Annotated in this window: 9 protein-coding genes; all 9 read left to right on the forward strand. The window is 39.7% G+C overall.

What is annotated here, in order from left to right:
• The first annotated feature begins 75 nt into the window (after nt 1-75).
• Nucleotides 76-1,140 (forward strand): tRNA (adenosine(37)-N6)-threonylcarbamoyltransferase complex transferase subunit TsaD, encoded by a 1,065-nt coding sequence (tsaD, locus tag LX92_RS16245; protein WP_109652939.1) that lies wholly within the window; start codon nt 76-78, stop codon nt 1,138-1,140.
• A gap of 7 nt (nt 1,141-1,147) precedes the next feature.
• A complete protein-coding gene (locus tag LX92_RS16250; protein ID WP_109652941.1) occupies nt 1,148-1,498 on the forward strand; it encodes a TfoX/Sxy family protein in 351 nt (116 codons plus the stop codon).
• Between the two features lie 15 nt (nt 1,499-1,513).
• Nucleotides 1,514-2,221: a 16S rRNA (uracil(1498)-N(3))-methyltransferase gene (locus tag LX92_RS16255; protein ID WP_109652944.1), complete on the forward strand. Its 708-nt coding sequence runs from the start codon at nt 1,514-1,516 to the stop codon at nt 2,219-2,221.
• 23 nt (nt 2,222-2,244) lie between these two features.
• Complete coding sequence (locus LX92_RS16260; protein ID WP_109652946.1) at nt 2,245-2,895, forward strand: DUF4159 domain-containing protein; 651 nt, start codon at nt 2,245-2,247, stop codon at nt 2,893-2,895.
• Nucleotides 2,896-2,898: 3 nt separating this feature from the next.
• Nucleotides 2,899-3,987: an AI-2E family transporter gene (locus tag LX92_RS16265; protein ID WP_109652948.1), complete on the forward strand. Its 1,089-nt coding sequence runs from the start codon at nt 2,899-2,901 to the stop codon at nt 3,985-3,987.
• Between the two features lie 73 nt (nt 3,988-4,060).
• Nucleotides 4,061-5,176 carry a THUMP-like domain-containing protein gene (locus tag LX92_RS16270; RefSeq protein ID WP_317047073.1) on the forward strand — a complete coding sequence of 372 codons (1,116 nt, stop codon included), beginning with the start codon at nt 4,061-4,063 and terminating at the stop codon, nt 5,174-5,176.
• Nucleotides 5,177-5,545: 369 nt separating this feature from the next.
• The gene (locus LX92_RS16275) at nt 5,546-8,749 is read left to right on the forward strand and encodes a SusC/RagA family TonB-linked outer membrane protein (protein WP_223308430.1); all 3,204 of its coding nucleotides are present in this window, start codon (nt 5,546-5,548) and stop codon (nt 8,747-8,749) included.
• Between the two features lie 4 nt (nt 8,750-8,753).
• Nucleotides 8,754-10,526, forward strand: a complete 1,773-nt coding sequence (locus tag LX92_RS16280) for a RagB/SusD family nutrient uptake outer membrane protein (protein WP_109652952.1) — start codon at nt 8,754-8,756, stop codon at nt 10,524-10,526.
• A 284-nt stretch (nt 10,527-10,810) separates the two neighbouring features.
• Nucleotides 10,811-14,140 carry a VCBS repeat-containing protein gene (locus LX92_RS16285; RefSeq protein ID WP_109652954.1) on the forward strand — a complete coding sequence of 1,110 codons (3,330 nt, stop codon included), beginning with the start codon at nt 10,811-10,813 and terminating at the stop codon, nt 14,138-14,140.
• The last annotated feature ends 61 nt before the right edge of the window (nt 14,141-14,201 follow it).

The following is a 14,201-nucleotide window of genomic DNA, read 5'->3' on the forward strand; positions in this document are numbered from 1 at the left end:
GCCCAATACACTAATGAGCAACAATACCAGGAGTATTCTAACAAGTATTTTTCTCAGTTTTCTAATAGGGCTATAATGTTTTACCTTTGTACCTCAATTTTTATTCCAAACCTAGTGGAAAAAGAAACCATTTATATTCTTGCCATAGAATCATCATGTGACGACACCTCTGCGGCGGTTTTGTGCAATGACAAAGTCATTAGCAATGTTGTTTCAACTCAAAAAATCCATGAGGAATATGGGGGTGTTGTACCCGAACTTGCCTCCAGGGCGCACCAACAAAATATTGTACCTGTGGTGCACCAAGCTTTATTAAGGGCAAATATCGACAAAAAACAATTATCAGCCATAGCTTTTACACGCGGACCGGGACTTATGGGTTCTTTATTGGTGGGCACCTCTTTTGCCAAGTCTTTGGCACTTGGTCTAGACGTCCCCCTTATTGAGGTAAACCACATGCAAGCACACATTCTGGCCCACTTCATTGTAACGGAAAAAAACACAAAACCCGAGTTCCCTTTTTTAGCCATGACCATCAGCGGTGGCCATACACAAATTGTAAGGGTGAATGATTTCTTCGATATGGAAATCCTGGGGCAAACCTTGGATGATGCGGTTGGTGAGGCATTTGACAAAAGTGCCAAAATACTGGGGCTACCCTATCCCGGTGGACCACTGGTAGATAAATTCGCGCAGCTTGGCAATCCTAAAAAATTCCCATTCCCGAAACCTAAGGTAGATGGCCTGAACTTTAGTTTTAGCGGACTAAAAACAAGTATCCTTTATTTTATACAAAGGGAAACCAAGACCAACCCTAATTTTAAGGAGGAGAACCTTAATGATATATGTGCCTCCATACAATACACCATTATCAACATTTTAATGGACAAGCTTAAAAAAGCAGTAAAAGAAACCGGAATAAGGCACGTGGCCATTGGTGGGGGTGTATCTGCCAATTCAGGCATACGTTCCGCACTGAAAAATACAGAAAAGAAATACGGTTGGTCCACTTATATTCCTAAATTTGAGTATTGTACTGACAATGCTGCCATGATCGGCATCGTGGGCTATCATAAATACAAACAGAAGGCATTCGCCTCCCAGGATATAACGGCCAAGGCACGATATATCATTCAATGACAAGCCTATGGCCTATAATGAAGATTTGGAAAAAAGACTTGATTATGCATTTAAGTTGTTTCCTAAAGACATCGCCAAAGAAATCCTTAAAAAGAAAATGTTCGGAGGGTTGGCCTATCTGTTCAAGGGCAAAATGACTGTAGGCATCATTAAAGAAAATCTTATGGTGCGTATTGTTGCGGATAAAATTGATGAAATCATGAAGATGGAAGTGGTTCGCCCCATGGATTTTGCCAAAAGACCCATGAAAGAATTCGTTTATGTGTCTTCCAAGGGATACACCACCGAGGAGGAACTCCAAAATTGGATTGAATTGGGACTGGAACATGCTAGAAAAAAATTAAAGAACACTAAATAGAAACGACCGATAACTATGCAATTATTCTATAACCCAAAGCTGGATAGTAGCGTCTCCCAATTTGTTTTTACCCCGGAAGAGAGTCGACACATCGTAAAAGTACTACGCAAAAAAGAAAGCGATAATCTACTTATTACAAATGGGAAAGGATACATCTTCGAGGCCAAGATCATGGTAGCCGACACCAAAAAGTGTAAGGCACAGATCATTTCATCCACAAAAAAGCATCGAAAGATGTATTGGTTTCACTTAGTTGTCGCTCCTACAAAAAGCAATGATCGATTTGAATGGTTTTTAGAAAAAGCCACAGAGATAGGCGTAGACGAAATCACACCGGTTATCTGTGACAGGTCTGAGCGTAAGATCGTAAAACAGGAACGTATGGAAAAGGTCTTACAATCGGCCATGAAACAATCCATGCAAGCATATTTGCCCAAGCTGAACCCTATTACGACCTACTCGGAATTCGTGGAAAAGGAAAGGGAAGGACTCTTATTTATCGCCCACTGTGAAGAGGACGAAAAAATGGAGTTGAAAAGAAGGGTTGCCCCGGACAAGGATGTGACCATACTTATTGGCCCTGAGGGCGATTTCTCTGAAAAAGAGATAAACAAGGCCTACGAAAAGGGCTTCTTACCCGTTTCTTTGGGCCAGAACAGACTGCGTACTGAAACTGCCGCCATCGTGGCCTGCACTACAGTAAATTTGATAAACAACGGTTAAATCCATCTTCGTATATTTAGGGAATGGGATATTGGAAACTCATCTGCACACTATTTTTATTAGCCTACGCCTCCATGGTCAACGGTCAGGAAATCGCTATCTTAAAATACAATGGCGGGGGTGACTGGTACGCCAACCCCACGGCCTTGCCCAATTTAATACAATTTTGCAATGCCAATATCAACACTAAAATCAAGGAACAACCCGAAACGGTAGACGTTGGGAATATCAATATTTTCCAATATCCATTTTTGCATATGACAGGGCATGGCAACGTATTGTTTTCGCAAGAAGAAGCGGATAACCTAAGGACGTACTTGCTTTCTGGTGGATTCTTGCATATCGATGACAATTACGGCATGGAACCTTATTTACGTAAGGAAATCGCCAAGGTATTCCCAAATGAAACCTTGGAAGAACTAGGTGCTGACCACCCTATTTTTTCGCAACATTATAATTTTCCTGATGGCTTACCCAAAATACATGAACACGACGGTAAAAGACCCCAAGCCTTCGGAATAACATTTGAAGGGCGATTGGTCCTTCTGTTTACCTATGAATCCGATCTGGGTGATGGTTGGGAAGACCCATCGGTTCACAACGATCCGGAAGCGATACGAACAAAGGCCTTGCAAATGGGAGCCAATATTATATCTTATGCCTTTAAAAGTTAACCAATGACATCCAAAACAATTGCAGACGGCATTTTGAGAGCGATAGCCATTCTTGTCGGTATCTTCTTGGTCTTACTATTTTTGTACAAAATACAATCGGTATTGGCCTACATGGCCATAGCCTTGGTTGCGTCGCTTTTGGGAAGACCTATAGTATTGTTCCTGCGCAAAAGACTTAAGTTCAACAACACCTTGGCGGTCATTGTTACTATGTTGCTCCTTATTGGGATCATCGCTGGTATCATCGCCTTATTCATCCCCCTTCTAATCGCACAAGGACAAAACCTATCATTATTGGATATGGATGCCCTTCAGGCCAATGTAGAACATATATATCGCCAAGTAACCGAATATTTCGGATTGAGTTCGAACGAAATTGAACAGGGCCTAAAAGAATCTAAAATATTCACCAACTTGGATTTTGGCTTTATACCAAATTTCCTGAATTCATTTGTTGGTATTCTTGGTAGTTTTGGCATAGGTTTGTTCAGTGTACTTTTTATAGCTTTTTTCTTTTTAAAGGACAGTAAATTGTTTGAGGAAGGCCTTCTGATCTTTATACCGGAGAACAAGGAAAGCCGTCTAAAAAAATCTTTGGACACCATCAAGGATTTACTTTCAAGATACTTCGTTGGACTGGTTTTTCAAATCCTCATTTTGTTTGTAATCTACTCCATTGTCCTGTTTATTTTCGGCATTGAAAACGCCATCGTTATCGCCTTTCTTTGTGCCCTGTTGAACTTGATTCCTTACGTAGGTCCGATCATCGGTGGGGCCCTCATGTTGACCCTAACGATGACCAGTAATTTAGGGGCTGATTTCAGCACCGTAATCCTACCCAAAACCATCTACGTAATGATTGGTTTTATCATTGGTCAACTGGTGGATAATTTCTTCTCGCAACCCTATATTTTTTCCAATAGTGTGAAATCACACCCCTTAGAGATTTTCTTGGTCATCATCATAGGAGGCTTGCTATTTGGAATCACGGGAATGATCATTGCAGTACCGGGTTACACGGCAATCAAAGTGATTTTAAAGGAATTTTTAGCCGAAAACAAGATTGTGAAGTCATTGACCAAAAACTTATAGTATCACTTTGAATAAAAATATATTAAATACTGGTGTTCAATATTTTATAAACAACAATTTAGATGCTGACATCATGTCAGTTATCCTTAAAAAGAGTCCTTTCCGGAATATTTCATCCCAAGAATTGGCCGAACAGATACAAGCCAAGAAAAAGTGCGAAAAGAAACTTCCCCACTGGTTCAATACACCTCTTATTTATTACCCAAACAAGTTGAACATTGAACAATGTTCCTCTGAGACCACAGCCAAATATAAGGCAAGTATCCTTAGCGGAAAAACGCTTGTTGACCTAACCGGTGGTTTGGGTGTGGACACCTATTTTTTCAGCAAAGGAATAGACAAGATATTTCATTGCGAAATCAATCAAAATCTATCCGAGATTGCCGCACATAATCTTGAGATTTTAGGGGTTGAAAATACCGTTTTCATACCCAAGGATGGTTTGGGATTTTTAAACGAATCCAATCAAAATTTCGATTGGCTATATGTTGACCCTTCACGAAGATCGGAAAGCAAGGGAAAGGTTTTTATGCTATCGGATTGCTCCCCTAATATCGTTGAACACCTACCGTTACTCTTTCAAAAATCAAAGCATATTTTAATCAAGACCTCCCCTCTTTTGGATATTACGATTGGCTTAAACGAATTAGCACATGTGAAGGAGATTCATGTCGCGGCCCTAAAGAACGAGGTCAAGGAATTACTCTGGGTGTTGGAAAGGGAATACGAAGGCAAAATACATATAAAGACATTAAATATAACCCCAACTAAACCACAACGGTTTAGCTTTAATCTTCTTGAGGAAAAAGACACCCTACCCACCTATGAACTTCCCTTGGACTATTTATATGAGCCAAATGCCGCTTTGCTAAAAGCAGGTGCTTTCAAAATCACCTCAAAAGCATTTCGAGTCCACAAACTTCATGAACATTCCCATTTATTCACATCAAAGGATTTGTTGGAATTCCCTGGTAGGGTGTTCCGCATTGAGGAAGTCATTGGCTATTCCAAAAAGGAACTTAAACCTTTAATAGGCACCAAGGCGAACATCACGGTAAGAAACTTCCCGGAAAGTGTTGCCACTATCAGAAAAAAACACAAAATCAAAGACGGTGGTAAGGTCTATTTATTCTTTACGAGATTAAAAAACAACCAACTGGCTGTTATCAAAACCTCAAAGGTCTTTTGATAATTATGCTCCTAAATTGGAAACCAAGTCCGATTATCACATTAGCTTATCACAAATTGAACAAAAAATAGAAAAATCAATTTTTCGTTCCAATAGGGTGTTTTCAATAATTCAACCCACCCAAGTATCTCCAAACCCCTGCAAACACTACGAAAACGTTTGAGTAGGACAGCCTCAAAGATTGTTTATGTTAATTTTAACAAAATAAATAATATCACTATTTGACAAAATAAGACATGATATATTACTTACCTTCCTATAAATTTGTTAATATTAGCATAAATTTTTGCGTACTACGTAAAACTAGTGCTAAAAAATTGTGCTTTTTTCTACTTGAAATTTTATTTAAACTAACAAACAACAATGATTATGAATCAAAAACGAGATTACAAAACGTTAAAGCCCAAAGGAAGGTTTACTTCTTTCGGAATTGGGCTTTTATCGTTCATGATTTGTTTAAGTGCCCAAATGGCCTCGGCAAATTCTGAAACATCATTTTTAAAGGTTGATCTGGAAAGTTCTTTTCAATCAATTATTACTGGAACAGTCTCTGATGCGTCAGGCCCCTTACCTGGAGCCAGTGTTGTCGTCCAAGGCACTACCCAAGGTACCCAAACCGATTTTGATGGTAACTTTACCCTTGAAACGGATAGCGATGCCGTATTGGTCATCAGTTACATTGGTTATCATACACAGGAAATTGCTTTAGATGGCAATACCACTGTTAGTGTGGTTTTAACTGAAGACGCAAGTTTATTGGATGAGGTGGTTGTTGTAGGATATGGTACCCAAACCAGGGGTGACCTTACAGGTTCTGTCGCATCGGTAGATGTGTCTGAAGCTACAAAAACCCCTATGGTGAGTGCCGCAGAAGCATTACAAGGAAGAGTCTCCGGGGTTACGATTACCAATAATGGCAATCCAGGATCAAGTCCCGTGGTACGTATTAGAGGGTATGGTACTGGGAACAGTAATGACCCACTATATATCATTGATGGGGTTCAGACAGACGATGCTAATATTTTAAACTCGATAAACCCTGCCGATATCGACCAGATGAACGTACTTAAGGATGGTGCTGCTGCCATTTATGGAGCAAGGGCATCCAACGGGGTTGTAATCATCACCACAAAAAGTGGAGGTTATAATATGGATACTGCAAGGGTTTCCCTTGATATGTACACTGGTTTTTCATCTGCTACCAACTTACCCGAATTATTGGATACAGAACAGCATGGTGAAATGATTTGGCAAAGTATCAGGAATGATGGTGGTACACCATCCCACCCACAATATGGTGATGGGCCTAACCCTGTAACACCAGCGACGTTGCAAAGGGTTCCTGTGACCGCAACGGTTAAACCTAATGGTGGAACCGATTGGTTGGACGAAATCTATAGAACGGCAGTTACACAAAATGCTTCCATAACTTTGGAAAATGGTAATGAGCAATCCAAGTTTTTGTTTTCAGCTAGTTATTTAAATCGCGAAGGTATTCAAATTGCTACCGGATATAAAAGAGGTTCTACCAGAATAAACTCAGAATTTAAAATTGGGGATAGAATTAAAATAGGACAACATACCAACATTTCTTTCTCTAGAAAGAGTGGCGGTCAGTCTTGGTTAAATTTTGCCACAAGAATGTCTCCACTAGTTCCTGTTTATGATGACGATGGAGCTTACGCGGGTAACTATAGTAATGATACGGGACTTTCAAATCCCAACAACCCGGTTGCGGAAGCGAATAGGCAAGCTGATAATTTTGAAAAAACGTTTAGGGTATTTGGTGATATTTATGCAACGCTTGATATCATCGATGGACTGCAGTTCAAAACTTCCATAGGTGGATCAATCAAAGCATATAATGACAGACGTTTTAGGGCCTTGATTCCAGAATCTTCCGAACCAATTTCCACCAATACCCTTTATGAGCAAGATTACGACAATTACGAATGGGTATGGAACAATACGTTAAGTTATAATAAGTCTTTTGGTGAACACAATATTAATGCTTTAGTAGGTATTGAAGCATTGAATGTAAAGGGAAAAGGTAAAGAAATCTCAAGAACGGATTACTTCTTTGAAACCCCTGATTATTATTTATTGGAAAATGGTGGTGGTGCCGCGAATGTGGTATACGCCTATGACAATGCTTCGGCTTTGTTTTCCCTTTTTGGTACAGTGAACTACAACTATGCCGGTAAATATTTTTTAACCGCTACAGTTCGTCAAGATGAATCCTCTAGGTTTATAGGGGATAACAAAAGTGATGTATTTCCTTCGTTCAGTGGAGGTTGGGTCGTAAGTGAAGAAGACTTTTTCCCAGAAGGCGTTGTCAGCAGATTGAAACTGAAAGGATCTTGGGGACAATTGGGTAACCAAACACTACCGGTAGATAACCCTACGTATAATATCTCCGTATTGAGTGAGCAATATGCCAATTATGGGTTCCAAGGTAGTGGTGGTGTATCACAAGGGGCTATTCTTGAATCCGCAGGGAATGAAAATTTAAAATGGGAGACCAGTGAAACTACCAATTTTGGTATAGAACTTGGTTTCTTTGAAAACAAATTAAACCTTGAGGCCGAATATTTTGTGATGAATACAAAAGATTTGATCAACCCTGATAATAGTTTGTTCAGTACAACTTCCATAGCCTCCAATGCTCCTTACGTGAACCTCGGATCTATAGAGAACAAGGGTATTGATGCCACGCTAAGCTATGCGGATGAATTAGCTTCCGGTTTTAGATATGGTATTGACCTTAACTTCTCTAGTTATAAAAATGAAGTAACTGAATTGATCAGTACATTTCAAGTGGGCTATGAAGGATTTAGAAACACAGGTGCCGTTACAAGGACCCAGGAAGGACATCCTATTTCATCTTTTTACGGTAGAAAGGTTATAGGGATTTTTTCTTCAGAAGCTGAAGTTAATGCTAGTCCCGATCAAGGGTTTGAAAATGCTGCAGATGGTGTTGGTCGACTTATATATAGTGACATTAACGGTGATGGTACTATAGATGATGATGATAGGACCTTTATAGGTTCCCCTCACCCGGATTTCACCTACGGTGTAAATTTGACTGCTGGGTATAAGAACTTTGACTTATCCGCATTTTTCCAAGGTTCCCAAGGAAATGAAATCTTTAACAATGATAGGGTCTATACCGATTATCCTAGTTTTTTCAATGCCAACAGAAGTGTAAGGGTCTTGGATTCATGGACACCCGATAATCAAAACACCTCTATGCCGGCTCTTAGCCAAAGTATTACCAACAATGAAACTACAGCAACTTCATTTTTTGTAGAAGATGGTTCCTATATGCGATTGAAAAACCTACAGATCGGTTATTCATTTGATGACAAGGTTGCTAAGATGATGGGCATGGATAGTGTTCGGTTCTACCTACAAGGAACCAACTTATTTACGATAACCGATTATACGGGAGTCGATCCAGAATTACAGCCAAGATATGAAGATGGTCGTATCGACAACCTAACCATAGGGGTGTCTGATAATAATTATCCGTTAGCCTCAATCTATTCATTAGGTGTTAACTTAAAATTTTAAAAAAATGAAAAAGAAATTAATTTATACAATAACACTGACATGCATGTTGCTAGTTGCATGTAGTGACGATTTTACAGAGATTGCCCCAACAGGAGCACTTTCAGATGAAGCCCTACAAAATGCTGTGGGTATTGACCTTAAGTTGACTGCAGCCTACTCCGCTATGGACGGGGAACGTGTCAACGCATTGGGAGAGGGAGTTTCTAGAGGCGGCGACAACTGGTGGACCGATGTCGTATCTGATGATGCACATAGAGGAAGTACTGATGGTGACAATACCGAATTATTCCAACTTGAAACATTGGATTGGCAAACCGGTAATAGCTGGTTTTTGGGAAGATGGAGTGCACTCTTTGGAGGAGTAAACCAAGCCAATGCTGTATTGGCCTTAATAGACCAAGTACCAGATGGGGATTTTAGCCAACAAACAGGAGAGGCTTTATTCCTTAGGGGTTACTTCAATTTTGAACTACAGAAATTTTATGGTAACGTTCCGTTTATTTCACTCGAAAATGCAGTTAATTTAGAGTTTAACCAACCCAACCCAGGACCCATTTGGGCAGAAATTGAAGCTGATTTTCAAGCCGCGATTGACAATTTGGGATCTGAAAGAGTTACTGGAAGGGCCAATTCTTGGGTTGCCAAAGCATTTTTAGGAAAAGCTTATTTGTATCAAGAAAAATGGGATGAAGCTTTTGCCTTATTGAATGAAGTTGTAACCGAAGGTCCATATGCCTTAAACGATGAATATGTCAACAACTTTAACTTAGTTGGTGAAAATAGTTCAGAAGCTGTTTTTTCCATTGAATTTGTTGCTGATGACGGTCGTTCCTATAATGGTAACGGAGCGGGAACATTGAACTTTCCAGGTGGGGGACCATTAGGAACATGCTGTGGTTTTTACCAACCAACACAGGATTTGGTCAACGCGTATCAAACCGATGGTAGTGGACTTCCTTTATTGGATACGTTTGCCGATACCGATGTAACCAGTGATTATGGCATAGAGTCTTATGAACTTGATGCAGAAGGAACTATAATAGAGGATGCCGATGGTAACCCTGTAGCCACTCCTTTTGATCTTCATACGGGACCTTTAGACCCAAGATTGGATTATACGGTATCTAGAAGAGGTGTCGATTACAATGGTTTTGGAAACAATCCAGGGAAAGCTTGGATAAGGGCTACTTTTGCCGATGTCTCCGGGCCTTACTTACCTAAAAAGAACGTATACCAAGCTGATGAAGTTGATGCCAACCGAGGTACTGGTGGTTGGGGATCTGATTGGTCCGGTATCAATTACAACATTATGCGTTTTGCTGATGTATTATTGTTGGCTGCTGAAGCTGCCGTTGAAAAATCAAGCCCGGATTTACCTTTGGCTCTTGAATATGTCAACCGTGTAAGGAACAGAGCCAAAAACATGACGTATGTCCAAGCGCTGGATAATAACAATGTTGCCATTCCTGATACAGATGCGGCCAATTATCAAATTGAGCCTTACGCATCATTCCCTGATCAAGCTTTTGCTAGAAAAGCAGTTCGTTTTGAACGACGTTTGGAGCTTGGTATGGAAGGTCATCGTTTATTCGATTTAAGAAGATGGGGTGTGGCTGAAGAGGTAATCAACACCTATATTGCCAATGAAGCCGAAGACATCAATCAATCTGATTATGGAAGATTTGGAACCTATACCGATAAATATAATCTGTTTCCAATACCTTTAACTGCTATTGACCAAAGTGGAAACATTTTGGATCAAAATCCATTGTATTGATCTTATATAGATTATTCATTTAATTTTTAAAAGAAAAAGGCATTTCACGGAATGCCTTTTTTTTATTCCAATTTTTAATACATAAAGTATAAATCCATAGTAAAGTACCCTAATACAACATCAATAAACATTTAGTTCTTAATCGATCTCTTATCATCTTTTTTTGACAATCTATTTCATTTATTTTGACAATTGCCATATTTTTAATGATTACGACATCTTGATGTAGTAATTTACAATTCGATTCTTTTACGAATAAGGCAGCAACAACTATTCAACAAACAATGAAAAAAATTCACATTCTTACCCTTATCATATTCACGGTGATTTCTTGCCAAAAAAAAGAAAACACCCTGTTCTCAAAAGTTTCATCGGATCATTCCGGAATAACCTTCAACAATAAAATCGTCGAGACCGATAGCTTTAACATCCTGACCACTGAATACATATTCAATGGAGGTGGTGTAGCTGTTGGTGATTTCAATAATGACAATAAGCAAGACCTATTTTTCACAGGAAACCAAGTTGCGAACAAACTTTATCTGAACCAAGGGGATTTTAAATTCAAGGATGTTTCCAAGGAAAGTGGCATTGAAGCAACAAACCAGTGGAAAACCGGAGTGGCCCTCATTGATATCAACAGTGATGGTTTCTTGGACATCTATGTCTGTGCGGCCATGTTCCAAAGCTCTTCGGAAATGGCCAATTTACTTTTCGTAAACCAAGGCCTCGATGAAGACGGGATCCCTTCCTTTAAGGAAATGGCCAAAGCGTATGGGATAGCCGATACCGGTAACAGCATGAACGCAACATTTTTCGATTATGACAAGGATGGATTTTTAGATCTATATGTGCTCAACAACACTGATATCCATAAACTACCATCCAACTATAGGGTCAAAATTACAGATGGTTCCGCATTGAGCAACGATAGATTATATCATAATAATGGCAACAACACCTTTACCGATGTGACCCTTGAAGCAGGCATAACGATTGAAGGTTATGGCCTTGGACTCGCAATTGCCGATTTGAATTATGACAGCTGGCCCGATATTTATGTTAGTAATGACTACCTCACCAATGATGTTCTTTATCTCAATAACGGGGATGGTACCTTTTCAAACAAAATTGACGAACTTCTAAAACACCAAGGCAGATTCTCTATGGGTAATGATATTTCGGACTACAATAATGATGGTTTTTTGGACATTATGACCTTGGATATGTTGGGTGAAAATAATTATAGGCAAAAAACAACAATACGTAATACGAAATATAACGACTATGTTTTAAACGAGAAGTTCGGTTATGAGTACCAATACATGAGAAATATGCTGCAAACAGGTCAAGGTGTAGGGATTCCTTTCCAAGAAATAGGACTTATGGCGGGGATTTCGAAAACCGATTGGAGCTGGTCTCCCCTTTTTGTGGATATGGACAATGATGGCTATAGGGACTTATTGATTACCAATGGCTTTCCACGCGATATTACCGATCTTGACTTTGGTGAATTCGAATTCAATGTGCGTCGGTATCTAAAACCAATGCAAATCCTGGATTCTATCCCAAAAGTGAAAATTCCCAACTATGCCTATAAAAACAATCAAAACGGACTTTTTAAAGACGTAGGGGAAGAATGGGGCTTGAACATTCCTTCTTTTTCCAATGGAGCGGTATTCGCTGATTTGGATAATGATGGGGATATGGACTATGTTGTGAACAATATAAACGACGAAGCCTTTCTTTTTGAAAACACCCTGGATAAAAAGCTTGAGCAAGCCCATAACTTTTTAAAAGTAGACCTAAAAGGCCCTAAAACCAATACATCGGGTATTGGAGCAAAAATTGCCATTCGATTCCAAGACAATACCCTTCAATATTACGAGCACCATTTAAACAGGGGCTACATGTCCTCGGTCCAGGATATTGCACACTATGGTCTGGGATCCGCCGATAGTGTGAAATCCCTTGAAATCATTTGGCCCGATGGTAAATTTCAAAAATTAACCGATGTTAAGGGCAATCAAACCCTCACATTGGATTATATCGATGCGACAAAGGTGGATCCCAATGAAATTGCCTTTCCGTTCGTTCCTAAAAAAACAGATCCCATCTATAAAGATGTTACCGATAGCATTGGTATTGATTATATCCATCAAGAGAAAGACATGATCGATTTTAATGTGCAGCGCATCTTACCACATAAATTAACACAAAATGGGCCTTGTTTGGCAGCTGGTGATTTAAACGGGGATGGTACAGAGGATTTCATTGTCGGTAGTGCCTCAGGGTATTCCCCTGAAATCTTTTTACAGCAAAAAGACGGTTCCTTTACCAAGACCCAACTGTTTACCGAGACAAAGGATAAAAAATATGAGGAAGAGGGACTGGCCTTATTCGATTTAGAGAATGACGGGGATCTTGATCTTTACCTGGTTTCGGGAAGTAATGAATTCGAAAAGGGAAGTTACTTTTATACTGATCGGTTAATGGTCAATGATGGAAAAGGGAATTTTTCTTTCGCCATGGATAAAATGCCCGACATCAAGGCTAGTGGCTCCGTGGTAAAAGCCCATGATTATGACGGGGATGGTTACGTGGACCTTTTTGTAGGTGGTAGAACGCCATTTGCCGAGTTTCCAACCGCCGAAAAGAGCTTTCTTCTAAAGAATGTCAATGGCACCCTTAAGGATGTTACCGAAACCGTCTGCCCAACCTTAAATAATATTGGTATGATAACCGATGCGAGCTGGGCCGATATTGATCAAGACGGACTCAGTGATCTGATCTTGACCGGTGAGTTTATGCCCATCACTATCTTAAAGAATGGTACATCTTCCTTCCACAAATTAACAGCAACTGGTTTAGACAGCCTCAATGGTTGGTGGGAAAGCCTATTGGTCCATGATTTTGATGGGGATGGAGACCTTGATTTAGTCGCAGGTAATCTAGGTGCCAACAATTTCTATCAACCTACCAAAGAAAGGCCGGTTACATTGCTCGCTAAGGATTTTGATAATAATGGCACGGTAGACCCCGTAATGTTTGCCTATTTCAAGGACAACTTCAATGATGAAACCTATAGATCGTTCCCTACGAATTTTTGGGGTGACCTCTATGGTCAAAGTCCATTATTCAGGGCAAAATTCAATTCATATAAGGAATATGCCAGAACAACACAGGATGAATTATTAACTCCTGAAGAGTTGAACGATGCTATGAAGTTAACGGTCAACTATGACAAAAGCAGTTATTTCGAAAATATGGGTAATGGTACGTTTAAATGCCATCAATTGCCCCAAGCTGCCCAAATAGCCCCAATCAATAGAATGTTGGTAAATGATTTCAATAATGATTCTAAAAGCGATCTTTTACTTATAGGGAATAATTTCGGGAATGAGGTTTTTGTCGGTCGATTGGATGCCTTCAATGGAGGATTACTCAAAGGTGACGGTAAGGGTGGATTTGAAATGATCAATACCCAAGAATCAGGATTCTTGGTATCTGGTGATGCCAAAGACATGATTTCTATACAGAATGCGAATGGAACAAATCCATATATCGTTATATCGCAAAACCGGGGTAGGCTAAAAGTCTTTCAAAAAAATTGAGCATTGAAAAAATACTAAAAGAATCATCCATCGAGTTCATGAACTTATGCCCTATGGATGA

It is taken from the genome of Maribacter polysiphoniae (assembly GCF_003148665.1).
Taxonomy (GTDB): Bacteria; Bacteroidota; Bacteroidia; order Flavobacteriales; family Flavobacteriaceae; genus Maribacter_A; species Maribacter_A polysiphoniae.

Coding starts and splice junctions, on each gene's coding strand:
- tsaD (WP_109652939.1), top strand. CDS start 76: ATGTTTTACCTTTGTACCTCAATTTTTATTCCAAACCTAGTGGAAAAA.
- LX92_RS16250 (WP_109652941.1), top strand. CDS start 1,148: ATGGCCTATAATGAAGATTTGGAAAAAAGACTTGATTATGCATTTAAG.
- LX92_RS16255 (WP_109652944.1), top strand. CDS start 1,514: ATGCAATTATTCTATAACCCAAAGCTGGATAGTAGCGTCTCCCAATTT.
- LX92_RS16260 (WP_109652946.1), top strand. CDS start 2,245: ATGGGATATTGGAAACTCATCTGCACACTATTTTTATTAGCCTACGCC.
- LX92_RS16265 (WP_109652948.1), top strand. CDS start 2,899: ATGACATCCAAAACAATTGCAGACGGCATTTTGAGAGCGATAGCCATT.
- LX92_RS16270 (WP_317047073.1), top strand. CDS start 4,061: ATGTCAGTTATCCTTAAAAAGAGTCCTTTCCGGAATATTTCATCCCAA.
- LX92_RS16275 (WP_223308430.1), top strand. CDS start 5,546: ATGAATCAAAAACGAGATTACAAAACGTTAAAGCCCAAAGGAAGGTTT.
- LX92_RS16280 (WP_109652952.1), top strand. CDS start 8,754: ATGAAAAAGAAATTAATTTATACAATAACACTGACATGCATGTTGCTA.
- LX92_RS16285 (WP_109652954.1), top strand. CDS start 10,811: ATGAAAAAAATTCACATTCTTACCCTTATCATATTCACGGTGATTTCT.